Genomic DNA, 26211 nt, shown 5'->3' with positions numbered 1-26211 from the left:
CATCCGCTCAGCGTCGCCCCGAGCGCCGGGGCCCGTTCGTCCGACCGTCCGCGGTCGGGCGCCCGGGCCCCGGCGCTCGTTGCGTTTCGCACGCGTCCTGGCGTTCGCGTGCGCCCCCTGGGGCTCGTGGGGGCTCCCGTTCGAGTGCAACTCATCGGTTGCATCTTAAACCGCTATCTGCAACTATGGAGTTGCATTCAATGGCGACCTCAAGGAGTCCCCTGGTGAGCGGTGCACTGATCGAACGTGAGACGCTGATCGCAGCACCGCTGGAGCCGGTCCGGTCGTCGGTGGCCGAGTCCGGCCCCCGGGTGGCCGAAGAGGTGACCACGGCGGGCACCGTGGCCGGAGAAGGAGAGTCGAAGGTGGCCAGCAAGTCCGGGTACGTGTTCGACCCCCTCCGAGCGCGCGTGGAAGAGCCGTCCGTGTGACCGAGGAACCCCGTGCCGCCGCCGGGGCGGTGGACGGCGTGCTCGCCGCCCTGGCCGACCCGACCCGACGCGCTCTGCTCGACATGCTCGCCGCGCAGAGCGAGGTCACCGCGACCACCCTCGCCGGCCGGCTGCCCGTCACCCGGCAGGCGGTGGTCAAGCACCTCTCCGTCCTGGAGGCCGCCGGACTGGTGACCGGCACACGGGTCGGACGCGAGGTGCGGTACGCCGTGCAGCCCGCCGCGCTCGACGCGACGGCGCGCTGGATGGCCGCGCTCGCGAACGACTGGGACCGGCGGCTGGCGACCGTCAAACGCGTCGCCGAGGCGGCCGAGGCCGCCGAGCGCGCCGCGCGCACCGATCCGTCCCGGGACGAGCTCCCGTAGTCGGCCCCCGGGCCACGCTCCCCGGCCACCGCGCCTGACCCGCGGCGGCCGCCCCACCCCGTTCCACCGGTGACGACCCCGGGCGCCGCACGTGCCCGGGGCCGAGTCGTCGCCGTCCCCGGTCGGGGGGTCGCTGCGCCCTGCCCGCACGGTCGGGCCGGCCCGTCCCGCCCTGCCGACCTGTTCTTCCCCGACCTGCCGTGTCCTGTGCTGCCCTGGTCCGTCCCACCGGTGTCAATTCGCCTGGAACGCAAGACTTCTGGCGACCGGAGGGTTCACCGAAGAGGGCAATTTAGGAGACAACCGAGGTCGGCGCTGCTGACAGCATCGGGTTGCTCGTGAATGTCCGTCCACGGCGAAGGAGTCACTACCATGGGTGAGCACCAGGGTCCGGCGGCGCGCGTCCCGCTGATCGAGGAGTCCGAGGCGACCGGCAGGACCGCCGAACTCTACGACCTGATCAAGAGCAGGACCGGCCTGCCCTTCGTTCCCGACATGTTCCGGCTGGTCTCCAGCCGGCCGGACCTCATGGAGGTCCTGATCACGGGGTACACCGGCGTCTTCAACGACGGCGTGCTCCCGCGGGCCACCCGCGAGATGATCTCGGCCTGGAGTTCCAAGGTCAACGGCTGCCCCTACTGCGTGGGCACCCACAACTGGTTCCTGTCGCAGTTCGGCGGCAGCGAGGAACTGACCACGGCGATCGCCACCGCCGACAAGCCCGGCGAACTCCCGCTCGACGAGCGGACGCTGGCCCTGATGGAGCTGGTCACCCAGGTCTGCACCGGCGCCTACCGGATCACCGACGAGGACTGGGACCGGGTCGAGGCGGCCGGCTGGAGCAACGCCGAGATGCTGGAGGCCGTCTTCACCGCCGGGCTGTTCGCCTTCATCAACCGGCTGGTGGACGGCTTCGGTCTGGGCACCTCGATGACCCGCAGCCGGATCTCCCGCCAGTCCGACGCCGAGCAGCCCGGAGCCGAAGCCGGCTCCGGAACGGCCGCCTGATGGCACCGTCCCGGGCGATCCTGCTGACCGGCGCCTCCTCGGGCACCGGGATGTCCTCCGGCACCGGCCAGGCCGCGGCGCTGCGCCTGCACCGGGCGGGATGGCCGGTCTACGCGACCGGGCGCAACATGGACGCGCTCGCGCCCCTGGCGGCCGAGGGCATCCAGGTGCTCCACCTGGACGTCACGGACGAGCAGTCGATGGTCGACGCGGTGGACAAGATCACCGCCGAGCACGGCGCGGTCGGCACGCTCATCAACAACGCGGCGTACAGCCTCAACGGCACCATCGGCGAGACGCCCGTCGAGGAGGTGCGCCGGCAGTTCGAGACCAACGTCTTCGGGCTCTCCCGGCTCACCCAGCTGGTGCTCCCGGGGATGCGGGCCCAGGGCAGCGGCCGGGTGGTCATCATGTCCTCGATCTTCGGCCAGTTCGCCACCCCGGGCCGCGGCTACTACCAGGCGACCAAGCACGCCCTGGAGGCGATCGGCGACTCGCTCCGGCACGAGGTGGCGGGGTTCGGCATCAAGGTCGTGCTGATCGAGCCCTCACCCGTGCTCGGCGGGTTCGTGCCGATGTCGGTCGCCGACCTCGGGATGACCGGCCAGGAGCGCGACGGCCTGTACGACGAGTTCTGGCAGTACTTCGTCGACTGGCACGGCGCCTACCGGGAGACCGACCGCCCGACCGGGCGGGGCCGGATGGCCGTCCGCGCGGAGACCGTGGCCAAGGTCATCGAGCAGGCCGTGAGCAGCGACAACCCGAGGATCCGCTACCGGATCGGAGTGCCCTCGCGGCTGCTCCCCCGGATGCGCTGGACGATCGGGGACCGCCTCTTCGAGAAGTTCGTGCGCTTCTTCTTCCCGATTCCCTGACAGTTCTTCTGAGGACAGGTGTGACCGAAGAGTTCGACATCCCCAGTCTGCCGCGCGCGGTGGACTACCTGCTGGGTGGCGCGGCCAACGGGCCGGCCGACCGGCAGGCGGCCGAACGGGCCTGCGCGGCCTGGCCGTCCGGTGACCTGCGGGTCGAGCTGCGGGCCGCCAGGTCCGCGCTCGGCCGGATGGTGGGTCATCTGGTCGGCGACGCGGGCCTCGGGCAGCTGCTGCACATCGGTGCGGGACTGCCGACGATGGGCAGCACCCACGAGGTCGCCCAGCGGGCGGCCCCGGCCACCCGCGTGGTCTACGTCGACCGGGACCCGGCCGTGGTGGATCACGCGCGGCGGCTGCTCAGGCAGCAGCCGAGAAGCCCCACGGCGTACGTCCAGGGGGAGTTGGACGATCCGGACCAGGTCCTGCGGGACGCCACGGGGACCCTCGACCTGTCGCGTCCGGTCGGCCTGCTGCTCTTCGGCGCGCTGCACGAGCTGGAGCCCGCGGACGATCCGGCGGGCCTGGTGCGGCTGCTGGTGGACGCGGTGCCCTCGGGCAGCTGGGTGGCCCTCGGGCACCTGGCCGAGCACGAACTGGAGGGGCCGATGGACGCGGCGCTGGAGCTGATCGTGCCCGGCTGGGGTGCACGGGTGGTGCGCCGGGACCGGGCCGGGGTGGCGGCGCTGCTGGGTGAGGATCTTGAACTGGTGCCGCCGGGAGTGGCGGCGCCGGGGGACTGGCGTCCGGAGCCGTCGGCCGTACCGGCCGGGGCTTCGGCGATGTGGTGTGCCGTGGCGCGCAAGCCGTGAATCGAGTGCTGACCGTCCGAACCGGGGAGAGTACCGTGCGCAAAAGGCTCGTCCAGTCCACCTTGCGGGGACTGTCGTTGCTTCAGGTCCGCCATGTGAAGCCGGTCGCGTTCGACCGGGCACGCGGCGATGTGGCCCAGGTGTACCGGGAGTTGGAACGGGACTTCGGCGTCCTCGCGCCACCGATCGCGCTGCACTCGCCCGCCGCCGGCCCGCTGGCGGCGAGCTGGCTGATGTTGCGCGAGACCATGCTGGTGGCGGGGGGAGCCTCGCGTCCGGCGAAGGAGGCGGTGGCCTGCGCCGTCTCGGCCGGCAACGAGTGCCCGTTCTGCGAGCGGATGCACACGGCCGTCCTGCACAGCCTGATCCCGGGGCGGGACGCCGGGTGCGCGGGGGGCGGGTTCGAGGAGGTGACCGAGTGGGTGCGGCTCGGCGCCGCGCGGGACACCGCGGCTGCCAACCCGCGGCCCTTCCCGCCCGGGCAGCTGCCCGAGCTGCTCGGCACCGTCGTGATCATGCAGTACCTCAACCGGATGGTGAACGTCTTCCTGGGCGCCGTGCCGCTGCCCCCGGGCGCGCCGGAGAGCTCGCTGCGCCCGGTGCTGCGGGTGCTCACCTGGCTGATCCGCACCTCGGCCCGCACCGGGCCGGTCGCCGGCGTCTCCCTGGACCTGCTGCCGGCGGCGCCGCTGCCCGAGGACCTCGCCTGGGCCGGGAGCAACCCCGTCATCGCGGGGGCGTTCGCCCGGGCGGCCGCCGCCGTCGACGAGGCCGGGAGCACGGCCGTCCCGAAGCGGGTGCGGGACCTGCTGCACGAGACCCTGGACCGCTGGGACGGCCGGCCGCCCGGGCTCGGCCGGGGCTGGGCCGACGACGCGGTCGCCGCGCTGCCCGCCGAGGAGCGGGCGGCCGGGCGGCTGGTGCTGCTCACCGCGCTCGCCTCGTACACGGTCGACGAGAGCGTGATCGCCCCCGCGCGCGCGGGGGCCGGCACACCGGACCAGGACGCCGACCGGGTGCTGGTCGGGATGACGGCCTGGGCCAGCCTGACGGCGGCCCGCCGGGTGGGGGCGTGGATGCAGCAATCCGGATGACGCACAGGAGCTGGGCCCGACCGACGGTTCCCGCCGCGCGCTGAGCCGACGCGGACCGCCGGGCAGGCCCAGGCACCAGCTTCTTCGAACGGATGGGCCCCGGACTCCCACGGAAGGAAGAGACGTCTTGCAAGCCGCAGTCGAGCGTGCCATCGCGACGATGTGGGAGCGCTACGAGGAACCGCTCTCGTTGGACGACATCGCCGACACCGCGATTCTGAGCAAGTTCTACTTCTCCAGGGTGTTCCGGACACTCACCGGCACCTCGCCGGGGCGCTTCCTCTCCGCGATCCGGTTGCACAATGCCAAGAACCTGTTGCTCAAGACGCCGCTGAGCGTCACGGACATCTCCTACCAGGTGGGTTACAACAGCCTCGGCACCTTCACCAGCCGCTTCACCCGCAGCGTCGGGCTCTCGCCCGGCCGGTACCGCACCCTGGCCCGGGTGGGCATGCCGGGCTCCACCCGGGCCTTCCGCTCGGTGGCGGCCTCCCGGCCGTGCGCGGTGCGCGGCACCGTCGGCGTCCCCGACCTGGACCTGCCCACCCGGATCTACGTGGCGGCGTTCAGCGACCCGATCGTCCAGGGGGAGCCGGCCGCCTGCGACATCCTGGACGGGCCGGGGGAGTTCCGGTTGTCCGGCATGGCGGAGGGGGTCTGGCACCTGCGGGCGGCGGTGGTGGCGATGCGGGACGTCGAACCGCTGCCCTGGAACCGCCGGCCGCTGTTCATCGGGGCGAGCCGCCCGGTGACCGTCCGGGCCGGCGAGCCGATCGAGGTCGACCTGGAGACCCGCGGGTTCTGTCCGTTCGACCTGCCGATCCTGCTCGCGCTGCCCGAACTCGACTGCTGGCAGCTGCCCCAGCAGCACCTGGCGGCCCGCACCCTGGGCTGAGCGGCGGGCCGGGAGGCGCGCGGCCCCGGTCCCCGAGGCGTCCACCGGCCCGGTCGAGCGGCCGGGTGGACACCCCGGGGACCGGGGCCCGCCCTGCGGTCAGCCGTGGCGTCGGGCCGGTTCGACCGCCGCCGGCGTGCGATCGTCCACGACCGCCGTGACCTGCCCGGATGCCGGGTCAGGGCTGGCCGGGCGGCTCGTGCAGGCCCAGCATCAGCCAGGAGTCGGCCTCGCAGTGCACGAGCTGCCACCCGTTGAGCGCGCCGTCCGGGTCGGTGAGCGCACCCCAGGCCCGGCGCAGCCCGTCCTCCGCCTCCAGCAGGGTGCCGGCGGCCATGAACACCATCGCGTCGACCGCCCCCGGCGTCACCCGGATCCGGGCGTGGCTGAGCCGGGCCGGGCCGCGGATCCCCCGCTCCAGCCCGTCCCGTACGGCGGGCGCCCCCGGCGGGCGGGGCGGCAGGGCGCCGCCCGTCCGCTCCAGGTGGGCGCGAATCGCATACATGTCGACAAGACTGACGGATGGCCGGCCGGGCGACCCGGGGCCGACGGTGTCAGATCTCCGCCTGGCAGCAGGATGCCGCCCGCCCTGCTGCCGGCGCACTGTTGAGCGGGCCCCGGCGGATCGGCCGCGACGGATCGGCCTCGGTGCGGCGGTCAGGGGCGGGCGGGGCCGCCGTCCGAGTCGTGGCCGGGCTCCTCGGTCCCGGGTCCGTCACCGGCCCCCGGTTCGGCCGGGCAGAGCACCTCCACCCGCTGCACCAGGTTGTTGGCGAATCCGCCCCGGTTCCAGGGCTGCTCCAGCGGCTGGGTACGGCCCGCCGCGTCGGTGGCGCGGGCGCTCAGCACGTACCGGCCCGGGGCCGCCGTCCAGCGGTGCCGCCAGCGGCGCCAGGCCCAGGGGTTCGAGGGGTCCGGCGGGTCCAGCTCGGCGCGCGACCAGGTGCGGGCGCCGTCCGTGCTCACCTCGACCCGCGTGACCGGGCCGTGGCCCGACCAGGCCCGGCCCTCCAGCGGCACCGCGCCGGGCCGCACCACGCGGATCCGGGACATGAAGTCGGGGTACCCCGGCGGGACGAGCAGGGCGCGCGGGACGATCCGGGTGACGGGCTCGCCGACGTCGTCCGGCGACTGCCGGAGGCGGTACGCCACCGCCTGCTGGAAGCCGGTGAAGGGGGCGTCGACCAGCACGACCTCCCGCAGCCACTTCACGTGCGCCATCCCGTACCAGCCCGGGACGACCAGGCGCAGCGGGTGGCCGTGCTGCGGCGGCAGCGGCGCCCCGTTCATCGCGTACGCGACCAGCACCTCGGGGTCGTCGCCGGTGGCGACCGCCAGCGGGAGGCTCCGCCGGTAGTCCTGCTCCACGCCGCGCTCCACCCCGTGGTCGGCCCCGGTGAAGACCGCCTCGACGGCGGTCGGTCGCACGCCCGCCGCGGCGAGCAGGGTCCGCAGCGGCACGCCCGTCCACTCCGCGGTGCCGACCGCCTCGACCAGCCAGGGCTGGCTCACCGGCCTCGGGGACAGCAGGGCCCGGCCGTTGCCGGCGCACTCCATGGTGACCCGCCGGGTGACGGCGGGGAACGCCCGCAGGGCGCCGAGGCCGAGGGCGAGCGGTTCGTCCACCTCGCCGCGGATCGTCAGCCGCCATCCGTCGGCCTCGGTGGCGGGGATGTCGTAGTGCGTCAGTACGTAGTGCAGCCCGGGCGGCGTGACGTCGTAGCGCAGCGCCTCCAGCGGGAGCCCGTGGTTGCGGGCCGCCAGTGCCAGTTCCTGCGCGCTGACGCCCTCGCCCGGCCCGGCCACCCGGGCGGGTGTGCTCACCCCGTCGAGCCGCGCCGCCATACGTCCATCGTCGCCCCGGGCGCCCGGCGGCGCCCGCGGGGCGGGCGGGCGGTGGCCGGGCGGCGCGCTCGGTGACGCGCTCGGTGAGGGTGGGTCCGGCGCCCCGTCCGGGGTGGGGGAATCCCCGCGAAACGCGGACGATATCGGCCGTTGGCATCTTCGGGGGACGAGCGGGCACTCGGAGTGCCCGCGCTGCGACGGCGCGCCGCGGGCAGCGGGCGGCCGAGTACCCAGAGAGGTCGTGCCGAGTGGCATCTTCCCAGCTCAAGGCCCCTGCGAGAGCCGACGCCACGGCGGCGGGCAGGTTCCGCGTGGTGGCGCCCGTGCTCGCGCTGTGCTGGCTGTCGGTCTTCTTCGACGGCATGGACGTCAACATCTACGGCGCGGTGATGCCGTACATGCTCAAGGACCACGGCCTCGGCCTGACCACGGTCAGCGCCGGGACGATCGGGAGCTGGACCACCTTCGGGATGCTGATCGGCGCCCTCGTCGCGGGCAGCGTGACGGACTGGCTCGGCCGCCGGCCGCTGCTGACCGTCAGCGTGCTGCTCTTCTCGGCCGGATCCGCGGTCTGCGCGCTGGCGAACGGCGTCGCGATGTTCGGTGCGGGCCGGTTCCTGGCCGGTCTCGGGCTGGGCGGGCTGATGCCGCTCTGCCTGGCCATGGTGATGGAGTTCGCGCCCCGGGGGAGGGTCGCCCTGGCGACCGGCATGCTGATGACCTCCTACCACTCGGGCGGCATGGCGGCCACCGGGCTGGGGCTGTCCATCGCCCCCTCGCAGGGCTGGCGCTGGGTGTTCGCGGCCGGGGCCGTCCCGGCGCTGGTGGCGGTTCCGCTGCTGCTGCGCTTCCTGCCGGAGTCCCCGGCCGCCCTGCTGGCCGGCGGCCGGCGGGAGCAGGCCCACGCGGTGGCGGACCGGTACGGGCTGGCCCGCCCGGTGGCGGTGCCGGCCCGGGCGACCGGCGCCCGCGGCCGGTGGCAGTCGATCCTCGCGCTGTTCGCGCCCGGGGTGCGCTGGGCGACGCCGCTGCTGTGGGCCGCGTCCTTCTGCGGCCTGCTGCTGGTGTACGGCGTCAGCACCTGGCTCCCGCAGCTGATGCGGGCCTCGGGCTACGGCCTGACCGACTCGGTGACCTTCCTGCTGGTCATCAACGCGGGTGGCATCGTCGGGATGCTGTTCGCGGGGCGGATCGCCGACCGCTTCGGCCCGGCCAGGATCTCGGGCCTGTTCTTCGCCTTCACCGCCGTCGGCGTGGTGCTGCTCAACTCCCACCTGCCGCTGCCCGCCACCTACCTGATGGTCGGTGTCACCGGTGTCTGGCTGTTCAGCGCCCAGACGATGGTCTACGCCGCGGCCAACGCCATCTACAGCTCCGACAAGCGGGCCACCGGCCTCGGCTGGGTCACCGGGGTCGGACGCTTCGGCGCGGTGCTGGGCCCCTCGCTGGCCGGCAGCCTGGTCGCGGGCGGCCGGCAGGACCTGGGCTTCACGGCCTTCGCGGTCGCGGGCGTCCTCGGGGCGATCCTGGTCACCCTGGCCCAGCTGGCGGCCCGCCTCGGTTCACGTCAGGCGGTCCTCGCGGCCACGGCCTGACGCCGTGGGCGGCCGGTCGCCGGCCGCCGGTCGCGCCGCGGGTCCACCGGCCGGCGCCGCGCGGTGTCGCGCTGGGTAGGCGGGACGGTACGTTCGGCGACGGCCGGAGGTTCGGTGGGGCCGCGAGCGGGGGAGGTGTCCTGCCGTCAACGCGTCTCCACCACCACCGGAGGACACCCTCATGACCATCCCTCACCGCCTCGTCGGCACCGGCGCCGACCGCGTCGTCGTGCTGCACGACTGGTTCGGCACCAGCGCGGGCTGGGGTCCGTTCCCGGAGTACCTGGACGGCGCCGCCTTCTCGTACGCCTTCCTCGACTACCGGGGCTACGGGGAGCGGGCGGACGTCCCCGGCGAGTACACCCTCGCGGAGATCGCCGGGGACGTGCTCGCCCTGGCGGACCAGCTCGGCTGGGAGAGCTTCTCGCTGGTCGGGCACTCGATGGGCGGCAAGGCGGCGCAGCGGGTGCTGGCCGAGGCGCCGCACCGGGTGCGCAAGCTGGTGGGCGTCGCGCCGGTGCCCGCCTCCGCCTACCCGCTGGAGGGCGACGCGTACGACCTCTTCCACGGCGCGGCCGAGCGGCCGGCCAACCGGCGGGCGATCCTCGACCTGGTGACGGGCCACCGGGCCGGGGCGGTCTGGCTGGACCGGATGACCGCGCAGTCCCTCGCGCTCTCCCGCCCGGAGGCCTTCGCCGCCTACCTCGTCGACTGGACCACGCTGGACTTCGCCGCGAAGGTGACCGGCAGCCGGCTGCCGGTGCGGGTCTTCGTCGGCGAGCACGACCCGGCCCTGAGCGAGGCGGTGATGCGGGCGACCTGGCTGGCCCACTACCCGGACGCCGCACTGGAGACGCTGCCGGGCTCGGGCCACTACCCGATGTACGAGGTGCCGGTCGCCTTCGCGAGCGCACTGGAGGCCTTCCTGCGCGACTGACGCGGCGGCGGGAGGTGCCCCGCGCGGACGCGCCGGTGGTGCCCCGTCGGGTGGTGCCGCGCAGGCGCCCGGGCCGGTGCGGGCCGGCCCGGGTCGTCCTGGTCAGGCCGGGTCGGCCGGGTCGGTCGTCCGGACCCGGCGGGCGAGGTGGACCGCCCCGGCCACCGCCACGGCCGCGCCGAGCGGGGCCACGCAGGCTCCGGCGTACTGGAGCAGCGTGTGCAGACGCGCCGGCCGGTCGAAGGCGGCGACGGCCGCGAGGGGCATCAGCCAGGGCAGCGCCCCGAGCCCGACGCCGGCTGCCCGCAGCCGGTCGGGTCGTCCACCGGACAGCCGGCCCAGCAGGGCCGGCGCCGCCACCGCGCTGAGCCAGATCGGCAGCAGGGCCAGCACGGGCAGCAGGAGGTGCTGGGCCCCGTACCGGTCGACCGCGATCATCGGGAGCGCGACCGCGAGCGCGAGGCCGACCATCTCCCACCGGCCCCGCCGCGTGACGTCCACCAGGCCGGCCGGTGCGAGCAGCACCAGTGCGCCGACCAGGGCCATGGTCGCCATCTGACCCGCCGTGTACGGGTACAGCCCGGTCAGGGCCAGCACGCCGACGCTCAGGAGGGCGGCCGCCCCGCCCGCGATCCGGGCGGACCGCCAACGGCCGAGCGCGGCGATCCCGAGGGCGAGCAGCCACGGCACGGTGTAGGCCGTCTGGAGGGTGGCGTCCAGCACGGCGTGGCCGAGGCCGAGGCCGGGGTACGGGTACCGGATCCGGTGGACCAGCTCGCGCAGCTGGGGCAGCAGGAAGTACCCGGCGCAGCCGGCCGCCAGCGCGAGCGCGACCGGCGCCGCGCCGGCCAGCACGCGGCCGGCCGGGTCGGTGGGGCCGATCCGCAGTCGTAGCCGCAGGGCGTGGGTGGCGAGGTCGCGGCACTCCCGGAGCACCGCACTCCGGGGTCGGCCCGCGGTGGCCTCGGCGAAGGTGGCGCAGATGTCCTCGCCGTGGGCGGCCCGGTAACGGGCGGGGTAGAGGGCGACCAGCAGGCGGACCGTCCGCGGGTCGGCGTGGTCGGTCGTGACGTCGTTCACGCGGTCGCCCCGTTCGGTCGCAGTCGGAAGGCGGCCAGTCGGCGTTCGGCTTCGGCGGCGGCGGCCCTGAGGCGCCCGGCCTCCTCTGCCAGCACGTCCTGCCCCTGGTCGGTGAGGGCGAAGGTGCGGCGCAGCCGCCCGCTGACCACCTGCTCGCTCTCGATCCGTACCAGGCCCTGCTGGAGGAGCCGGTCGAGCGCGGTGTAGAGGGTGCCGGTGCTCAGGCGGCTGTGGCCGCCGGAGATGGCGAGCACCTCCTGGATGATGGCGTAGCCGTGCCGGGGGGCGTCGGCCAGTGCGGTGAGCACGAGCCTGGTGGGCTCCTGTAACTGACGATCGGTCATGCGGCGAGCATAGGACGACGATCGCAATATGTCGATGGTCGGACGATAGGGGGACGGCCGGGTGCGTCGGGGGTCGGACGCCGGGCCGAGCGCGGTACCCCGGGTCTCGGCCGACACCTCGTCGCCCCCGGACCGGCGGTAGCCCCGCCAAACCGCGCCGCCCCCGGGGCGGGCCGCCCGATCGGACCGCCCGGCGCAGCGCTACGAGGGGCGGGGGCCGGCGTACCAGCGCCAGCTGGTGCGGCGCGAGCGCCCTGGGAGCTCGCCGCGGCCGGTGGCCCAGAGCAGGGTCGGCCAGGGGGCGGTGTCCCCGGGCACGTCCGGGAACAGCCGGGCGAGCGCGCGCGAGCACAGGTCGGCCGGCGGGCTCCAGGGCAGTCCGAGGCCCTGCGTCAGGTCGTACGCGTGGACCAGGGTCTCCACCACGCCCATCGCGGCGAAGCCCTCCGGGTCGGAGATCCCGTAGGCGTGGTAGGCGCGGACCTCGGCGGGGCTGGTGCGCACCATGGCGACCAGCAGCGCGCCGCTCGCCTCCAGGACCTGCAGGACCCCTTCGGGGCCGGCCGTCCGGTCGGCGTGCACGGCGTTCGCCGGGCCGCCGGGCCGCCGGCTCTCCCAGAGGAAGGGCACCTCGCCGGTCAGCGGGGGCCGCCGGGGGCCCAGCTGGGCCGCGTAGGCGAAGAGGTCGTCGCTCAGGTGCTCGGCGGTCTCCCAGCAGTCCCACTCCAGGGCGCCGGCCCGGCCGTCCCAGGCCTCGGCCCCGGGCGCACCGCGCAGGGCGTCCACGGCCAGCCGGACGGCGAGGTCGACGTCGTCCGCCGTGACGGGCGCGGGGGGTGCCGGGGGAGTCGGGACGGTTCCGGGGGCGCCACCGGTCGGGTCGTCGGGGATCGGGGCGCTACCGGTCGGGTCGTCGGGGATCGGGCCGTCGGGGGTCGGGCCGGAGCCTGCACGTGCCATGGCACGACCGTACCGCGCGGACGGTCCGTCAGGCGGCGGGGCGCGGCAACCGACGGGTGGCCGCGCCCCGGGCCGTCAGCGGCGGTGGGCGTCCGCGGGGCCGCCGCGCTCCACCAGGTCGGCCCCGAGGATCCGGGCCGCCCGGCGGACCTGCCGGCGCAGATCGGCCAGCGCGGTCTCGGTCTCGGCCGGGAAGCAGCGCGCCGCCGTCTCCGGCAGCGTGTCCGGGAGGTCCCGCAGGGCGGCCCGCAGGACACCGGCCAGCCGCTCCAGGTCGCCGAGCGCGAGCCTGCTCTCCTCCTGGTCGGCGACCGGCTCCCCGACCGGGGGCGCCGGCGGCTCCTGCTCCCACGGGGTCGCGGCGGCCGGTGCGTAGCCGAGCTCGGCGCGGGCCGCCGTGAGCGCCTTGGCGGTCGGCCGCCCGCCGCCGGCCAGCGCCTTCTCCACCACCTCGCGCACCTGCTCGGGGCCCCGCTCCCGCAGGACGGGGACGAGCACCCGGGCCTGGGACTCGCGGAGCACGATGTTGCCAAACACCGGATTTGGCAACAGCGCGGCCTGGACCGGGATCATCTCCAGCAGCCGGTGCGCGTACGAGCGGGACAGGCTCCAACGCTCCGTCAGGTACTCCTCCCAGGTGGCGTGGCTCGCCCGGTAGAGCCGCCGGTCGTGGATCTCCCACAGGGCGGGGCCGGCGTCCGCCGCGAACCGGGTGTGGGCCGCCTCCTTGTCGGCCTCGAACTGCTGCTGCGCCTGCCGGATCGCGGTGACACCCTGCTCCTGCGCGGCGGCCACCCGCGCCTCCAGCTCGGCCAGCGTGCAGTCCGCGAGCGAACCGCCGGCGCCGGGCGTCGCGGCGCCGGCGGCCGGTGCGGCCTCGGGGCGGCGCCCGGGCCGGTTGCCGATCAGCAGGGTCTCGGGGCCGGCCAGTTTCGCGCCGCTGTCGGGGCGCTGGAGCCGTGGGCGTGCGGTCATGCGGCGACCTCCTTGAGCTGCCTGACCTGGACGGCCAGCCGGTCGAAGTCCTCCGCGACCTCCCGGGCGGGGGTGGTGCGAAGGGAGCGGAGCGGGGCGACGGAGTCGGCGGCGGCCTTCACGACCGCCCGCTCCCGGATGTGCGGCGCCCACACCAGGCCGGGGAAGCACTCGTCGAGCCCCGCGATCTGGAAGTCGTGGACGCCGAGGCCGGAGCGCACCCGGGACGGGACGACCCCGGCCACCCGCAGCCGCGGGTTGCTGAGGTCCTCTGCGTGGTCCCGGACGAAGTTGAGCACCCGTACCGCGCCCTCGATCCCGTCGAACTCGGGCTCGGCCACGATCAGCACCACGTCGGCCGCGACCATCGCCAGCTGGGTCAGGTGCCCCAGCGAGGGCGGGCAGTCCAGCAGGGTGATCCGCCGGTCGTCGCAGCCGGCGAGGGCCCGCTTGAGGCGCTTGACCGCGCCCACCGTGCCGGCCTCGGAGATCCGGTTCTCCAGCTCGAACCTGGCCGGCAGCACCCTGATCCGCTCGCCGTAGACCCCGCCCCAGCCGCAGGGCACGTAGGCGTCCCGGGCCGCGCCGAGCGCGTCGCACTTGATCGCCTCACTGATCGTCATCTGGTCCGGGTCCGGCCGGGCGCCCAGCCGCCGGGAGGCGTTCCCCTGCGGGTCCACGTCGGCGACGTCGACCAGCTCGCCCGCCTCGGCCAGCGCGGCGGCCAGGTTCACCACCATCGCCGACTTCCCCGACCCGCCCTTGTTCTGACATACCGCGATCCGCATCCGTGGCCTCCTCCGCTCCACCGCGGCCACCGAGCGGGCGGCCGTGTTCGCAGAGTAGTCAGCTGATAGCCCAGTGCTATCAAAGGCCGCCGCCCACCGCCGAGGAACACCCGGACGGCGGCGCCGCCCCGGGCCCGGGCCCCGGCCGCCGCCGGCCCCGGCGGTACGGTCTGACGGAGGCTCCGGACGGCCCCGCCGTCGCCGCCGGCCCGATCCGCAGCGCCCCGCCACGCCCGGGGCCGGACCCCGACGAACCCCTATTCCGACCCCTGTCTTCCGAGCGCCCGGATGGCACTTTCCGCAGCCCAGGGTGCATGGAGGGCAACGTCACATCGGGATGCCCTGCTGGCGGGCGCCGGCGGACCTTAACCTTCCCTCATGACGGTCCCACCCGAAGGGCTCCCGCTGGCCGCCGAGTTCCCGGACGCAACCCGTGAGCAATGGCAGCTCCTCGTCGAAGGCGTCCTGCGTAAGTCAGGTGCGCAGAACGTCGAAGGTGCACAGGCCGAGGACGCCCTCACCACCGAGCTTCAGGACGGGCTCCGCGCCCGCCCGCTGTACACCGCCGACGACACGGCGGCCGACCCCGGCTATCCGGGCTTCCCGCCGTTCGTGCGCGGGGGCCGGGCCCAGGGATCGGCGCTGACCGGATGGGACGTGCGTCAGCGCCACGCGCACCCGGACCCCCGGCACACCAACGAGGCGGTGCTCGCGGACCTGGAGAACGGCGTCACCAGCCTCTGGCTGGTGGTCGGCGAGGGCGGCGTGCCGGTGGACTCCGTCGCGGACGTCCTCCGGGGCGTCTACCTCGACCTGGCGGGCGTGGTCCTCGACGCGGGCGCCGACTTCGCCGAGGCGGCCCGGAAGCTGCTGGAGGTCGTCGAGGGGACGGACGCCCCGGCCTCGGTCGCCCAGGTCAACCTCGGCGCCGACCCGCTGGGCCTGCTCGCCCGCACCGGCGACGACCGGGACACCGAGCGGCACCTCGCCGACACCGTGGACCTGGCCGCGGCCGTCCGGGTGCACCCGAACCTGCGGACCGTCACCGTGGACGCCCTCGGCTACCACGACGCGGGCGCCTCGCCGGCCGAGGAGCTCGGCTGCTCGCTGGCCACCGGCGTCGCCTACCTGCGCGAGCTGACCGCGGCCGGACTCCCGGTCGACGAGGCCTGCGGGCAGCTGGAGTTCCGCTACGCGGCCACCGCCGACCAGTTCCTGACGATCGCGAAGTTCCGTGCGGCGCGCCGGCTCTGGGCCCGGGTGGCCCAGGTGAGCGGCGCCGCGCCGGAGGCCGCCGCGCAGCGCCAGCACGCCGTCACCTCCGACGTGATGATGACCGAGCGCGACCCGTGGGTGAACATGCTGCGCACCACCGTCGCCTGCCTGGGCGCCGGGGTCGGCGGCGCCGACGCCGTCAGCGTGCTGCCCTTCGACAGTGCGCTCGGCCTGCCCGACGCGTTCTCCCGCCGGATCGCCCGGAACACCCAGGCGGTCCTGCTGGAGGAGTCCCACCTCGCCAAGGTGATCGACCCGGCCGGCGGCTCCTGGTACGTGGAGCAGCTCACCGACGAGCTGGCCCGCGCCGCCTGGGCCTGGTTCCAGGAGATCGAGCGGGCCGGCGGCCAGCGGGCCGCGCTGCGCTCGGGCCTGGTCGGCGAGCGGATCGCCGCGACCTGGGCCCGGCGTTCCGCGGACCTCGCGCACCGACGCGAACCCGTCACCGGCGTCAGCGAGTTCCCCAACCTCGGCGAGCAGCCCGTGACCCGGGAGAAGGCCGCGGCGCGGGCCGGCGGCGGGCTGCCGAAGGTCCGGCGCGCGGAGGCCTTCGAGGCACTGCGCGGCCGGTCCGACGAGTGGCTGGCCGCCACCGGCGCCCGCCCGACGGTGTTCCTGGCGGCGATCGGCCCGGCGGCCGTGCACACCGCCCGCTCCTCCTTCGCCGCCAACCTCTTCCAGGCCGGCGGCCTCGCCACCGTGACCGGCGAGGGGGCCGGGGCGGACGAGCTGGCGGCGGCCTTCGCGGCGAGCGGCGCGAGCGTCGCCTGCCTCTGCTCCGGCGACAAGGTCTACGCCGAGCAGGCGGAGGCCGTGGCGACGGCGCTCAAGGCGGCCGGCGCCCGGCGGGTGCTGCTGGCCGGCAAGCCGGGCGAGCACGGCGAGGCGTACCACAGGGCCGGGGTCGACGGATACGTCTTCGCGGGCTGCGACGCCGTCGCCGCCCTCACCTCGACCTTCGACGAGATCGGAGCGGCACGGTGATCCCCGACTTCACCGAGATCGGCCTGGACGACGAGGCCGGCACGCCGGGCGCCCCGGGCGCCGGCGGCGAGCAGTGGCGGCAGGCCTGGGAGCAGGCCACCGGCAAGGACGTCGAGGAACTGGTCTGGGAGACCCCCGAGGGCATCGGCGTGAAGCCGCTGTACACCGGCGAGGACCTGGCCGGGGTGGACTTCCTCGCCACGTACCCGGGCATCGCGCCGTACCTGCGCGGGCCGTACCCCACCATGTACGTCAACCAGCCCTGGACGGTGCGCCAGTACGCCGGCTTCTCCACCGCGGAGGAGTCCAACGCGTTCTACCGCCGCAACCTGGCGGCCGGTCAGAAGGGCCTCTCGGTCGCCTTCGACCTGCCCACCCACCGCGGCTACGACAGCGACCACCCCCGGGTGACCGGCGACGTCGGCATGGCGGGCGTGGCGATCGACTCCATCTACGACATGCGCCAGCTGTTCGACGGCATCCCGCTGGACAGGATGTCGGTGTCGATGACCATGAACGGGGCGGTGCTGCCCGTCCTGGCGCTCTACATCGTGGCGGCCGAGGAGCAGGGGGTGGCGCCCGAGAAGCTGGCGGGGACCATCCAGAACGACATCCTCAAGGAGTTCATGGTCCGCAACACCTACATCTACCCGCCGCAGCCGTCCATGCGGATCATCTCCGACATCTTCGCGTACACCTCGCAGAAGATGCCGCGCTACAACTCCATCTCCATCTCCGGGTACCACATCCAGGAGGCCGGGGCCACCGCCGACCTGGAGCTGGCGTACACCCTGGCCGACGGCGTGGAGTACCTGCGCGCGGGCCTCGCGGCCGGCATGGACGTGGACGCCTTCGCGCCCCGGCTGTCGTTCTTCTGGGCGATCGGCATGAACTTCTTCATGGAGGTCGCCAAGCTGCGCGCGGCCCGCCTGCTCTGGGCCAAGCTGGTGCAGCAGTTCGAGCCGAAGAACGCCAAGTCGCTGTCGCTGCGCACGCACTCGCAGACCTCCGGCTGGTCGCTGACCGCCCAGGACGTGTTCAACAACGTCACCCGCACCTGCGTGGAGGCGATGGCCGCCACCCAGGGCCACACCCAGTCGCTGCACACCAACGCGCTGGACGAGGCGCTGGCCCTGCCGACCGACTTCTCGGCCCGGATCGCCCGCAACACCCAGCTGCTGCTGCAGCAGGAGTCCGGCACCTGCCGGGTGATCGACCCCTGGGGCGGCAGCGCCTACGTCGAGAAGCTCACCGACGACCTGGCCCGGCGCGCCTGGCAGCACATCCAGGAGGTCGAGGCCGCCGGCGGCATGGCCAAGGCCATCGACGCGGGCATCCCCAAGCTGCGCGTCGAGGAGGCCGCGGCCCGCACCCAGGCCCGGATCGACTCCGGCCGCCAGCCGGTGATCGGCGTCAACAAGTACCGGGTCGCCACCGACGAGCAGATCGACGTGCTCAAGGTCGACAACTCCTCGGTGCGCGCCCAGCAGATCGAGAAGCTGCGCCGGCTGCGCGCCGAGCGCGACGAGGCCGCCTGCCAGGACGCGCTGCGCGCGCTCACCGCCTCCGCCGAGGCCGGGCCGCAGGGCGGCGGCGGCCTGGAGGGCAACCTGCTGGCGCTCGCCGTGGACGCGGCCCGGGCCAAGGCCACCGTCGGTGAGATCTCCGACGCACTGGAGGCGGTCTACGGCCGCCACTCCGGCCAGATCCGTACCATCTCCGGTGTGTACCGAGACGAAGCAGGGCCCTCCACCGCGGTCGAGCGCACCCGCGGCCTGGTCGCGGCCTTCGAGGAGGCCGAGGGCCGCCGCCCGCGCATCCTGGTCGCCAAGATGGGCCAGGACGGCCACGACCGCGGCCAGAAGGTGATCGCCACCGCGTTCGCCGACCTCGGTTTCGTGGTCGACGTCGGCCCGCTCTTCCAGACCCCGGAGGAGGTGGCCCGCCAGGCCGTCGAGGCGGACGTCCACATCGTCGGCGTCTCCTCGCTGGCCGCCGGCCACCTCACCCTGGTGCCCGCGCTGCGCGCCGCCCTGGCCGAGGCCGGACGCGGCGACATCACCATCGTGGTCGGCGGGGTCATCCCCCCGCAGGACTTCGAGGCCCTGTACGAGGCCGGCGCCGCCGCCGTCTTCCCGCCGGGCACGGTGATCCCCGACGCCGCGTACGACCTGCTGAAGTCGCTGGCCGCCGAACTCGGCCACGAGCTGTAGGCCGCTGACGCCGATGGCCAGGGCGATCGACCTCGACAGTTACGTCCAGGGTGTGCGGGACGGCTCGCGCGCGTACATCGCGCGGGCCATCACCCTGGTGGAGTCCACCCGGCCCGACCACCGGGCGCTCGCGCAGCGCCTGCTGGTCGAGCTGCTCCCGCACTCGGGCAAGGCCGTCCGGGTCGGCATCACCGGCGTGCCCGGAGTCGGCAAGTCGACCTTCATCGAGGCGCTGGGCACCATGCTCACCGGCCTCGGCCACCGGGTCGCGGTGCTCGCCGTCGACCCCTCCTCCAGCCTGACCGGCGGCTCCATCCTGGGCGACAAGACCAGGATGGAGAAGCTCGCGGTGGACCCGGCCGCGTTCGTCCGGCCCTCGCCCACCTCGGGCACCCTGGGCGGGGTGGCCCGGGCGACCCGCGAGAGCATGGTCGTGATGGAGGCGGCCGGCTACGACGTCGTGCTGGTGGAGACCGTCGGCGTCGGCCAGTCCGAGACCACGGTCGCCGGCATGGTCGACACCTTCCTGCTGCTCACCCTGGCCCGCACCGGCGACCAGCTCCAGGGCATCAAGAAGGGCGTGCTGGAGCTCGCCGACATCGTCGCCGTCAACAAGGCGGACGGCCCGCACGAGCTCGACGCCAAGGCCGCGGCCCGGGAGCTGGCCGGCGCGCTGCGGCTGCTCCAGGCCCCGGACGCGGCCTGGAACCCGCCGGTGCTCACCTGCTCCGGCCGCGACGGCGCCGGGCTGGACGAGCTCTGGGAGCGGCTGCGGCAGCACCGCGAGATCCTCGGTGCCACCGGCTCGCTGGAGGCCAAGCGGCGCGACCAGCAGGTCGACTGGACCTGGTCCATGGTCCGCGACCAGCTGCTCTCCCAGCTCCGCGAACACCCCGAGGTCCGCCGCCTCACCCCCGGGCTGGAGCAGCAGGTCCGGGAGGGCAGGCTGACCGCCACGCTGGCCGCCGAGCAGCTGCTGGCGGGCTTCCGGACGCCGGTGGCCGACGCGGGCTGAGCGGCGCGCCGGCCCGCGCGGGGTCCGTACCCTGCCCGCTGCCCACGCCCCCGTACCGTTCCCCGGGGCGCGCGGCGCGGCGCGGCGCCGTGCCGTGGCGTGCCGCGCGGTGCCGCGGGCGGCCGACACTGCTCAGGCCGGCAGCGGAGCGGCGGCCCGGGCGGTCGCGGCGGAGCCGGAGCCGAACCCCCGGGCGATGAGCCGGACGGCGAGCGACACCTCCCAGGCGAACACCGGGAGCGCCGCGAGCGACCCGGCCACCGACACCTGCTCGTAGAGCCCGAACAGCACCGCGACGGCCGAGGCGCAGATCAGCGGACCGCCGACCAGCCCCAGGACGGCGACGGACCGCGGGACCAGCCCCGCGCGGTACAGCAGGCAGGCCAGCACGAGCGTGTTCGCCCCCAGCACGATGTTGGGGCCCAGCAGGAACGTCCAGTCGTGGACGGCGACCAGGGCCCGGGCCGCGGTGGCGAGGGATCCGGCGTCGGTGTCCGCGCCGGACGCGAAGTCCCGGCGCAGCGTCAGGACCGCCAGCACGCTGACCAGTCCGACCAGGATGACGGCGGCCTCCAGCAGGCGGGCGCAGGCGTAGCCGAGCGCGGCCGCCTCGTTGCGGCGCCTGAGCACCGGGAACAGCGTGACCCCGGTGCCGACGACCGCCGCGGCGAGCACGATCTCGCACAGCGCGCCCAGGGCCACCCGGGTGTCGGCGCCGGCGCCGAGCACGTAGCCGGCGTCCCGCAGCGCGGGCCGGTAGAGCGCGAGCCCGCCGATCGCGGCGATCTCGGTGACAAGGAAGAAGACTCCCGCGACGGTCGCGGTCCCTCTGGTCGGGCGCATCGGCACTCCCCTCGAAAGGTGTACGGCGTACACCTGCGGGTCACCATAGGCGTACGCCGTACACTCGTCAAGGCGGGACGCCGGTCCCCGGGTGATCGCGAGGGAGCTGGTCGAGATGGTGCAGCAGGCGGAGGCGGCCCGCCGGGCGCCGCTGAGCAGGGACAGGGTGCTGCGCGCCGCGGTCGCACTGGCCGACGAGACCGGGATCGAGGCGCTCAGCATGCGCCGGCTCGCCCAGGAGCTCGGCGTGGTGCCGATGGCGCTCTACAAGCACGTCGCCAACAAGGAGGAACTGCTCGACGGCATGGTCGACGCCGTGGTCGGCGCGATCGACCGTCCCGCCCCGGGCGCCGACTGGCACGGCGCCGTCCGCGGGCGGATCCTCTCCGCGCGCCGCGCCCTGCTGGGGCACCCCTGGGCGGCCCGGGTGATCCGCTCCCGGAGCGGGCCGACCCCGGCCGTGCTGGCGTACCTGGACTCGGTGATCGGCATGTTCCGGACCGGCGGCTTCTCGGTCGACCTCACCCACCACGCGATGCACGCCCTGGGCAGCCGGGTGCTGGGCTTCACCCAGGAGCTGTTCGACGACCCGCCCGCACCCGGCCCGCAGCCGGGGGCGGAGGCCGTGGCCGCGATGGCGGCCCGGTACCCCCACGTCGCGGAGCTGGCGACGGCGGCGGCCCACGACGGGGACTCCGTCGTGGGCCGGGGGTGCGACGACCAGTTCGAGTTCGAGTTCGCGCTGGACGTCCTGCTGGACGGCTTCGAGCGGCTCCGGCGACAGGGCTGGACGTCCGCCGGGCGCCCGCCGTCCGGGCCGGGTACGGCTACGGTTCCAGGTGCCAGCTGTTGACCTTCTCCGGGTGGATCCGGATCAGCTCCTCGCTGAAGAAGGGCGGCGCGCCCGCCGGCCGCCGGTCGGTGAACAGCTCGGCGCGGCCCCGGATCTCCACGCCCCGGCCCCAGCCGGGCTTGACCGCGCCCGGCTCGTCGGGGGTCATGTCGTCTACGACGAAGGCGACCCGGGGGTCCGCCTTGAGGTTGCGGTACTTCTGGCTCGCGCTCAGACCCGGGCCGCCGATGTCGATGGTGCCGTCCTCGTTGAGCCAGAACCCGACCGGCCGCACCTGGGGTACGCCGGTCGGGCCGATGGTGGCGAGTCGGCCGAGCGACTGGCCACCCAGGTAGGCGAGTTCCGATTCCTTGAAGGTCATGCCGTCGGGCTCCGTTCGGTGCGGGGCGGGATCGCCGGGTCGCGTGCGGCGACCCCTCCGACCGTAGGACTTCAAGCGGACTTCATGTCAACGCCCGCCGACCGGCCGGTCAGCCCAGGGGAGTGCCCGCGCCGAGCTCGGTGCTCTTCAGCAGCACCAGCAGCACCAGGACCGCGAGGGTGGCCACCACCACGGCGCCCTGCACGGCGAGCCGGCCCTTGCGCGGGGCGTACACGAAGGCCGCGCCGACCGCCGCCCCCACCAGCAGGCCGCCCAGGTGGCCCTGCCAGAAGGTGAAACCGGCCGAGGCCACCAGCCAGACCAGCGAGGCCGCCAGCTGCCGCCCGCCGCCCAGCGGGTCGTGCCACATCCGGCGGCTCATCAGGAAGTAGGTGGCCACCAGCCCGAAGATCGCCCCCGACGCGCCGACGGCCTCCTCCTGCGGCGAGATCAGGTACCCGAGCACCGCACCGCCGAGCGCGGCCGTCAGGTAGACCACCAGGAAGCGGACCCGGCCCAGCTGCTGCTCGACCACCCGCCCGAACATCCACAGCGCGTACATGTTCAGCAGGATGTGCAGCGCGCCGAACTGCCCCTGGGTGGGCGGCAGGTGCAGGAACGCGGAGGTTATCAGCCGATACCACTCGCCGGACGCGACGCCGACCTCGTGGAACCCCGGCGGCAGCAGGTCGCCCTCCACCACGTACCGCAGCCCGTCCGGCCCGACCACGCCCTGGCCGAGCCCGTCGAAGCGGTCGACGGTGTCGGGCCGGACGAGTTCGAGCAGGTACACCAGCGCGTTGACCGCGATCAGCAGGTACGTCAGCAGCGGTGTGGTGGTCAGCTGCCCGCCGAAGACCGTGCGGGCCTGACGGACGCTCCGGTGCCCCTCCTTCACGCACTCCGGGCACTGGTGGCCGACCGGCGCGTCCAGCATGCAGTCCGGGCAGATGAAGCGTTCGCACCGGGTGCAGCGGATGTACGACTCCCGCTTGGGATGCCGGTAGCAGGTGGGGGCGGACGGCGTCTCGGGGGTCTGCGACCCCTCCGTGACGTGCGTGGCATCCATGAGAGCGCGGGTCTCCGTACGGGTGGGGGCTCGATCCGGTGGCGCGTTCGCGGCCGGTGCAGCGAACAAGGTAGCGAAGGCGCGGGGTCCGGTGATCGCAGGGGCCCGTCCCGGGCCGGTGGCACCGGGACGTCAGGGGCCGGCCAGTGGCGCCGGGGCGCCGTGCGGGGCCGGCCGGGGCGGGCCGGGACCGCACGGCGGGCTGGGCCGACCGGGTCGATCCGGGGGATCCCCCGGCGGATGTCGATCCGGGCCGCGCCCGTTCGTGTAGAGGGTGGAGGACCGGCACGGCGCCGGGCTCCGAGCACCAGGAGGAAGAGCCATGAAGCAGTACCTGCTCAGCATCTACCAGCCCGACGGCGAGCTGCCCGCGCCGGAACTGCTCGACCGGGTGATGCGGGACCTCGCCGTCCTCAACCAGGAGATCAAGGACGCCGGGTCCTGGGTCTTCACCGGTGGACTGCACCCCGCCGACACGGCCACCGTCGTACGGGTCCGGGACGGCGCGACGCTCACCACCGACGGCCCCTACGCCGAGGGCAAGGAGCACCTCGGCGGGTTCTGGGTCATCCGGGCGCCCGACCTCGACGCGGCCCTCGCCTGGGCCCGGAAGGCGGCCACCGCGACCACCCTCCCGATCGAGGTCAGGCCCTTCCAGGACGGGCCGGAGGCCTGAGCCCCGCCGTGCCCGGCCCCGACCGTCCCCGACCGCCCGGCCCCGGCCTGCCCGGCGCCGGCCCCGATGCCGACGCCGTCGCCGACCCGGCCCCCGACGCCGTCGCCGAGGTCGAGCGCGTCTTCCGCCGGGAGTACGGCCGGGCGGTGGCCGTGCTGGTCCGCCGCTTCGGTGACATCGACCTCGCCGAGGAGGCGGTCCAGCACGCCTTCACCCGGGCGGTGGAGCGCTGGCCGACCGAGGGGGTACCGCCGAGCCCGGCGGGCTGGATCATCACCACCGCCCGCAACCGGGCCGTCGACCACCTGCGCCGGGAGGCCGGCCGGGCCGAGCGCCAGGCGCGTGCCGCGCTGCTCGCGCCCGTCGCCGGCCCGAGCGGCGAGGCACTCGGCGACCCGGGACAGCAGCCCGAGGGACAGGATCCCGGCACGGAGGATCCCGGCGCGGAGGCGGCCGGACTGCGGGACGACCGGCTACGCCTCATCTTCACCTGCTGCCACCCGGCGCTGGCCACCGGCGCCCAGGTCGCCCTGACCCTGCGGCTGCTCGGCGGGCTCGGCACGGCGGAGATCGCGCGCGCCTTCCTGGTCCCCGAGCCGACCATGGCGCAGCGGCTGGTCCGCGCCAAGGCCAAGATCCGCGACGCCGGGATCCCGTACCGCGTCCCGGGCGGGTCCGAGCTGCCGCAGCGGCTGCGCGCCGTCCTCGCGGTGGTCTACCTGGTCTTCAACGAGGGGTACACGGCGAGCTCGGGTGACCGGCTGGTCCGCGCGGACCTCTGTGCCGAGGCCCTCCGGCTGGGCCGGCTGCTGGCGGAGCTCATGCCCGAGGAGCCGGAGGTCACCGGCCTGCTGGCGTTGATGCTGCTCACCGACTCACGCCGGGCCGCCCGAAGCACCGCGGCGGGTGACCTCGTCCTGCTGGCCGACCAGGACCGGAGCCGCTGGGACCGGGCCGTGATCGCCGAGGGGCAGGCGCTGGTGCGGCGGTGCCTGCTGCGGGCCCGGCCCGGTCCCTACCAGATCCAGGCGGCGATCAACGCCGTGCACAGCGACGCGCCCACCGCCGCGGCGACCGACTGGCCGCAGATCCTGCGGCTCTACGACCAGCTGCTGGCGCTGGAGCCGACCCCGGTCGCGGCCCTCAACCGGGCGGTCGCGGTGGCCGAGGTCGAGGGCCCGCGCGCGGCCCTGGCCCTGGTCGACGAGCTGGGGCTGGACGGCTTCCACGTCTACCACGCCGTCCGGGCGGACCTGCTGCGCCGGCTGGGCCGCACCGCCGAGGCGGCCGTCGCGTACGAGGCGGCCGCCGCCGGCACCGGGAACGCCGCCGAGCGCGCGTTCCTGCTGCGCGCCCGCCGGGCCCTGGACGAGCCCTGAGCCGGCGGGCGCGCCGGCCGTCGGTCAGCCGCCGGTCTTCTGCCGGATCAGTTTCAGGGCGTCGTTCCACGCCGTCTTCGGGTCGGTGCCGTCACGCTCGACGGCCTGCAGGCCGGTCTCGGTGAGCACGGTCTTCGCCGTGCCGTCGTCCCTGCCGATCGGCGCCGGCCGGATGTACTGCGCGGCGGCGGCGTACGTCCGGCCGACCGGCGCGTCGCCGAAGAAGTCGAGCTTGGTCTGCTGGACGGCGGGCAGCTTGAGCGCGGCCACGGTGGAGGGCAGGTTGCCGACCTTGGCGAAGACCTTGGCCTGCTGCTCGGGCGCGGTCAGCCAGGCGGCCAGCGCCGCGGCCTCCTTCGGGTGCCCGCCCGCCTTGGGGACGGTCAGGAAGGCGCCGCCCCAGTTGCCGGCGACCGGCGCCTGGGCGATGTCCCACTGCCCGGAGGCGCTGTCGTCGGACTGGCTGCTGATCAGGCCGGTCATCCAGGACGGGCAGACCACGGTGGCGAACCTGGACAGGTAGAAGGCGCTGTTCCAGCTGCCCTGGAACTGGGTGAGCCCGGCGCTCATCCCGCCCTGCGCGGCCCGCACGGCGACGTCCCAGGCCTTCTTGACCCCGGGGCTGTCCTGCGGGTCCAGCCGGCCCGAGGGGTCCGAGTACTGCTGCGGCTCGCTGGACAGGACGGCGTTGAACAGCCCGCCGACGGAGTCGGTGAAGAACGTCCCCTTGGGGGCGGCCGCCTGGTAGCGCCGTCCGACGTCGACGAACCGGTTCCAGTCGCCCCGCCAGAGGTCGGCGACCGCCTCCCGGTCGGTGGGCAGGCCGGCCTTGCGGAAGAGGTCCTTGCGGTAGCAGACCGCCATCGGCCCGATGTCGGTGCCCAGTCCGATCATCCTGCCGTCGGCGGTGGTGCCCTGCTGCGCCTTCCAGGGCAGCCAGGCCGCCGGGTCGACCCCGGGCGTGCCGAGGAGGTCGGTGAACGCGTCGGCGTAGGTACTGGTGGCCTGGGCGATGTAGCCCACCTCGACGGCCTGGATGTCCGCGAGACCGGTGCTCAGGGCGAGCTTGGGCGCGAGGGCGTCCCAGTAGGCCTGTCCGTCCTGGGTGATCTGGGTGTGGATGTTGATCTCCGGGTGGGCCGCCATGTACTCGTGGTAGAGGCCGGCCTCGTGGTAGCCGAAGGTGCCGAACTCGCCGACCGTCAGAGTGATCGTCCCCTGGGCCGCGGTCGCCGTCGCCCGGTCGGCCTCGGCCGCGGGGCCGGTCGGGGCCCCTTCGAAGGCGCAGCCGGTGAGCAGCAGCGCCCCGGCGGCGAGGGCGGCCGCCGGCCGCCGCCGGTGGGCCCGGGGCGGCCGTGCCCTGCCCGGGCGGAGCACCGGGGTCGGGAGCGGGGGCGTGGACGGGTGGCGCGGCGTACGCGGCATGGGTGGCGGGCCTCTCGCGGGCGGGGGAGGGGAGCGGGCCGGCGGCCGACAGGGGAAGCCGTCGGGCCGGGAGGGTCGGGTCGGTGGTGGGTGGGG

26 protein-coding genes are annotated in these 26211 nt (G+C 74.9%); 15 read left to right on the top strand and 11 right to left on the bottom strand.

Annotation, left to right across the window (positions count from 1 at the left end):
- Nucleotides 1-224: 224 nt before the first annotated feature.
- From ACFTWP_RS03145 to ACFTWP_RS03115, 7 genes are all read left to right on the top strand, one after another.
- A complete protein-coding gene (locus ACFTWP_RS03145; RefSeq protein WP_380262054.1) occupies nt 225-431 on the top strand; it encodes a hypothetical protein in 207 nt (68 codons plus the stop codon).
- Nucleotides 428-817, top strand: a complete 390-nt coding sequence (locus tag ACFTWP_RS03140; protein ID WP_380262052.1) for an ArsR/SmtB family transcription factor — start codon at nt 428-430, stop codon at nt 815-817. Before ACFTWP_RS03145 ends, ACFTWP_RS03140 begins: the two co-directional genes overlap by 4 nt.
- A 372-nt stretch (nt 818-1189) precedes the next feature.
- Nucleotides 1190-1825 carry a carboxymuconolactone decarboxylase family protein gene (locus ACFTWP_RS03135; RefSeq protein ID WP_380262050.1) on the top strand — a complete coding sequence of 212 codons (636 nt, stop codon included), beginning with the start codon at nt 1190-1192 and terminating at the stop codon, nt 1823-1825.
- A complete protein-coding gene (locus tag ACFTWP_RS03130) occupies nt 1825-2700 on the top strand; it encodes an SDR family NAD(P)-dependent oxidoreductase (RefSeq protein WP_380262048.1) in 876 nt (291 codons plus the stop codon). The genes ACFTWP_RS03135 and ACFTWP_RS03130 overlap by 1 nt, the downstream gene beginning before the upstream one ends.
- A 20-nt stretch (nt 2701-2720) precedes the next feature.
- Entirely contained in the window at nt 2721-3509 is a 789-nt protein-coding gene (locus ACFTWP_RS03125) for an SAM-dependent methyltransferase (protein WP_380262046.1), read from the top strand.
- Between the two features lie 95 nt (nt 3510-3604).
- Nucleotides 3605-4603: a hypothetical protein gene (locus ACFTWP_RS03120; protein ID WP_380262044.1), complete on the top strand. Its 999-nt coding sequence runs from the start codon at nt 3605-3607 to the stop codon at nt 4601-4603.
- 127 nt (nt 4604-4730) lie between these two features.
- A complete protein-coding gene (locus tag ACFTWP_RS03115; RefSeq protein ID WP_380262042.1) occupies nt 4731-5498 on the top strand; it encodes a helix-turn-helix transcriptional regulator in 768 nt (255 codons plus the stop codon).
- 178 nt (nt 5499-5676) lie between these two features.
- On the opposite strand, the gene ACFTWP_RS03110 is transcribed toward ACFTWP_RS03115, so the two are convergent.
- Nucleotides 5677-6003, bottom strand: coding sequence for a hypothetical protein (locus ACFTWP_RS03110; RefSeq protein WP_380262040.1), 327 nt, complete (start codon nt 6001-6003; stop codon nt 5677-5679).
- Between the two features lie 152 nt (nt 6004-6155).
- Nucleotides 6156-7343, bottom strand: a complete 1188-nt coding sequence (locus ACFTWP_RS03105; protein ID WP_380262038.1) for a sulfite oxidase — start codon at nt 7341-7343, stop codon at nt 6156-6158.
- Nucleotides 7344-7591: 248 nt separating this feature from the next.
- Between ACFTWP_RS03105 and ACFTWP_RS03100 the strand changes: the two genes are divergently transcribed.
- Together ACFTWP_RS03100 and ACFTWP_RS03095 are read left to right on the top strand one after the other, a co-directional pair.
- The gene (locus ACFTWP_RS03100) at nt 7592-8938 is read left to right on the top strand and encodes an MFS transporter (protein WP_380262036.1); all 1347 of its coding nucleotides are present in this window, start codon (nt 7592-7594) and stop codon (nt 8936-8938) included.
- A gap of 181 nt (nt 8939-9119) precedes the next feature.
- Nucleotides 9120-9875, top strand: coding sequence for an alpha/beta fold hydrolase (locus tag ACFTWP_RS03095; RefSeq protein WP_380262035.1), 756 nt, complete (start codon nt 9120-9122; stop codon nt 9873-9875).
- 102 nt (nt 9876-9977) lie between these two features.
- On the opposite strand, the gene ACFTWP_RS03090 is transcribed toward ACFTWP_RS03095, so the two are convergent.
- From ACFTWP_RS03090 to ACFTWP_RS03070, 5 genes are all read right to left on the bottom strand, one after another.
- Nucleotides 9978-10955: a hypothetical protein gene (locus ACFTWP_RS03090; RefSeq protein ID WP_380262034.1), complete on the bottom strand. Its 978-nt coding sequence runs from the start codon at nt 10953-10955 to the stop codon at nt 9978-9980.
- On the bottom strand, nt 10952-11299 hold the full coding sequence (locus ACFTWP_RS03085) for a PadR family transcriptional regulator (protein ID WP_380262033.1): 348 nt from the start codon (nt 11297-11299) through the stop codon (nt 10952-10954). Before ACFTWP_RS03085 ends, ACFTWP_RS03090 begins: the two co-directional genes overlap by 4 nt.
- 201 nt (nt 11300-11500) lie before the next feature.
- Complete coding sequence (locus tag ACFTWP_RS03080) at nt 11501-12259, bottom strand: hypothetical protein (RefSeq protein WP_380262032.1); 759 nt, start codon at nt 12257-12259, stop codon at nt 11501-11503.
- A 75-nt stretch (nt 12260-12334) separates the two neighbouring features.
- Nucleotides 12335-13234: a hypothetical protein gene (locus tag ACFTWP_RS03075; protein WP_380262030.1), complete on the bottom strand. Its 900-nt coding sequence runs from the start codon at nt 13232-13234 to the stop codon at nt 12335-12337.
- Entirely contained in the window at nt 13231-14022 is a 792-nt protein-coding gene (locus ACFTWP_RS03070) for a ParA family protein (protein WP_380262028.1), read from the bottom strand. Before ACFTWP_RS03070 ends, ACFTWP_RS03075 begins: the two co-directional genes overlap by 4 nt.
- A gap of 378 nt (nt 14023-14400) precedes the next feature.
- Here ACFTWP_RS03070 and mutA point away from each other — a divergent pair, with 378 nt between their 5' ends.
- The 3 genes from mutA to meaB are packed head-to-tail and all read left to right on the top strand — an operon-like array spanning nt 14401 to nt 19509.
- Nucleotides 14401-16281 carry a methylmalonyl-CoA mutase small subunit gene (gene mutA / locus ACFTWP_RS03065; RefSeq protein WP_380262026.1) on the top strand — a complete coding sequence of 627 codons (1881 nt, stop codon included), beginning with the start codon at nt 14401-14403 and terminating at the stop codon, nt 16279-16281.
- Complete coding sequence (gene scpA / locus ACFTWP_RS03060) at nt 16278-18494, top strand: methylmalonyl-CoA mutase (protein ID WP_380262024.1); 2217 nt, start codon at nt 16278-16280, stop codon at nt 18492-18494. The genes mutA and scpA overlap by 4 nt, the downstream gene beginning before the upstream one ends.
- 13 nt (nt 18495-18507) lie before the next feature.
- Entirely contained in the window at nt 18508-19509 is a 1002-nt protein-coding gene (gene meaB, locus ACFTWP_RS03055) for a methylmalonyl Co-A mutase-associated GTPase MeaB (protein ID WP_380262022.1), read from the top strand.
- Nucleotides 19510-19641: 132 nt separating this feature from the next.
- On the opposite strand, the gene ACFTWP_RS03050 is transcribed toward meaB, so the two are convergent.
- Nucleotides 19642-20352 (bottom strand): DUF4386 domain-containing protein, encoded by a 711-nt coding sequence (locus ACFTWP_RS03050; protein ID WP_380262020.1) that lies wholly within the window; start codon nt 20350-20352, stop codon nt 19642-19644.
- 115 nt (nt 20353-20467) lie between these two features.
- Between ACFTWP_RS03050 and ACFTWP_RS03045 the strand changes: the two genes are divergently transcribed.
- On the top strand, nt 20468-21205 hold the full coding sequence (locus ACFTWP_RS03045; RefSeq protein ID WP_380262154.1) for a TetR/AcrR family transcriptional regulator C-terminal domain-containing protein: 738 nt from the start codon (nt 20468-20470) through the stop codon (nt 21203-21205).
- Here the strand turns inward: ACFTWP_RS03045 and ACFTWP_RS03040 are convergent.
- Together ACFTWP_RS03040 and ACFTWP_RS03035 are read right to left on the bottom strand one after the other, a co-directional pair.
- Entirely contained in the window at nt 21180-21566 is a 387-nt protein-coding gene (locus ACFTWP_RS03040) for a PPOX class F420-dependent oxidoreductase (RefSeq protein WP_380262018.1), read from the bottom strand. The genes ACFTWP_RS03045 and ACFTWP_RS03040 overlap by 26 nt on opposite strands.
- Nucleotides 21567-21675: 109 nt before the next feature.
- Nucleotides 21676-22635: a rhomboid family intramembrane serine protease gene (locus tag ACFTWP_RS03035; RefSeq protein WP_380262016.1), complete on the bottom strand. Its 960-nt coding sequence runs from the start codon at nt 22633-22635 to the stop codon at nt 21676-21678.
- Nucleotides 22636-22957: 322 nt separating this feature from the next.
- On the opposite strand from ACFTWP_RS03035, the gene ACFTWP_RS03030 reads away from it, so the two are divergent.
- Nucleotides 22958-23311: a YciI family protein gene (locus ACFTWP_RS03030; RefSeq protein ID WP_380262014.1), complete on the top strand. Its 354-nt coding sequence runs from the start codon at nt 22958-22960 to the stop codon at nt 23309-23311.
- Between the two features lie 47 nt (nt 23312-23358).
- Nucleotides 23359-24690: an RNA polymerase sigma factor gene (locus tag ACFTWP_RS03025; RefSeq protein WP_380262152.1), complete on the top strand. Its 1332-nt coding sequence runs from the start codon at nt 23359-23361 to the stop codon at nt 24688-24690.
- Nucleotides 24691-24714: 24 nt separating this feature from the next.
- Here the strand turns inward: ACFTWP_RS03025 and ACFTWP_RS03020 are convergent, their stop codons facing one another.
- Nucleotides 24715-26115, bottom strand: a complete 1401-nt coding sequence (locus ACFTWP_RS03020) for an ABC transporter substrate-binding protein (protein ID WP_380262012.1) — start codon at nt 26113-26115, stop codon at nt 24715-24717.
- Between the last annotated feature and the right edge of the window lie 96 nt (nt 26116-26211).

This window comes from Kitasatospora sp. NPDC057015, assembly GCF_042673745.1.
Taxonomy (GTDB): Bacteria; Actinomycetota; Actinomycetes; order Streptomycetales; family Streptomycetaceae; genus Kitasatospora.
The sequence above is the reverse complement of the archived record's forward strand: the minus strand, read 5'-3'. Positions and strand labels throughout refer to the sequence as shown.

Excerpts from the sequence above, each read along its gene's own strand:
- ACFTWP_RS03135 (WP_380262050.1), top strand. The coding sequence starts at position 1,190 with ATGGGTGAGCACCAGGGTCCGGCGGCGCGCGTCCCGCTGATCGAGGAG.
- ACFTWP_RS03030 (WP_380262014.1), top strand. The coding sequence starts at position 22,958 with ATGAAGCAGTACCTGCTCAGCATCTACCAGCCCGACGGCGAGCTGCCC.
- ACFTWP_RS03020 (WP_380262012.1), bottom strand. The coding sequence starts at position 26,115 with ATGCCGCGTACGCCGCGCCACCCGTCCACGCCCCCGCTCCCGACCCCG.
- ACFTWP_RS03045 (WP_380262154.1), top strand. The coding sequence starts at position 20,468 with ATGGTGCAGCAGGCGGAGGCGGCCCGCCGGGCGCCGCTGAGCAGGGAC.
- ACFTWP_RS03080 (WP_380262032.1), bottom strand. The coding sequence starts at position 12,259 with ATGGCACGTGCAGGCTCCGGCCCGACCCCCGACGGCCCGATCCCCGAC.
- ACFTWP_RS03050 (WP_380262020.1), bottom strand. The coding sequence starts at position 20,352 with ATGCGCCCGACCAGAGGGACCGCGACCGTCGCGGGAGTCTTCTTCCTT.
- ACFTWP_RS03105 (WP_380262038.1), bottom strand. The coding sequence starts at position 7,343 with ATGGCGGCGCGGCTCGACGGGGTGAGCACACCCGCCCGGGTGGCCGGG.
- ACFTWP_RS03070 (WP_380262028.1), bottom strand. The coding sequence starts at position 14,022 with ATGCGGATCGCGGTATGTCAGAACAAGGGCGGGTCGGGGAAGTCGGCG.
- ACFTWP_RS03075 (WP_380262030.1), bottom strand. The coding sequence starts at position 13,234 with ATGACCGCACGCCCACGGCTCCAGCGCCCCGACAGCGGCGCGAAACTG.
- ACFTWP_RS03035 (WP_380262016.1), bottom strand. The coding sequence starts at position 22,635 with ATGGATGCCACGCACGTCACGGAGGGGTCGCAGACCCCCGAGACGCCG.
- mutA (WP_380262026.1), top strand. The coding sequence starts at position 14,401 with ATGACGGTCCCACCCGAAGGGCTCCCGCTGGCCGCCGAGTTCCCGGAC.
- ACFTWP_RS03130 (WP_380262048.1), top strand. The coding sequence starts at position 1,825 with ATGGCACCGTCCCGGGCGATCCTGCTGACCGGCGCCTCCTCGGGCACC.
- ACFTWP_RS03095 (WP_380262035.1), top strand. The coding sequence starts at position 9,120 with ATGACCATCCCTCACCGCCTCGTCGGCACCGGCGCCGACCGCGTCGTC.
- meaB (WP_380262022.1), top strand. The coding sequence starts at position 18,508 with ATGGCCAGGGCGATCGACCTCGACAGTTACGTCCAGGGTGTGCGGGAC.
- ACFTWP_RS03040 (WP_380262018.1), bottom strand. The coding sequence starts at position 21,566 with ATGACCTTCAAGGAATCGGAACTCGCCTACCTGGGTGGCCAGTCGCTC.
- ACFTWP_RS03085 (WP_380262033.1), bottom strand. The coding sequence starts at position 11,299 with ATGACCGATCGTCAGTTACAGGAGCCCACCAGGCTCGTGCTCACCGCA.
- ACFTWP_RS03110 (WP_380262040.1), bottom strand. The coding sequence starts at position 6,003 with ATGTATGCGATTCGCGCCCACCTGGAGCGGACGGGCGGCGCCCTGCCG.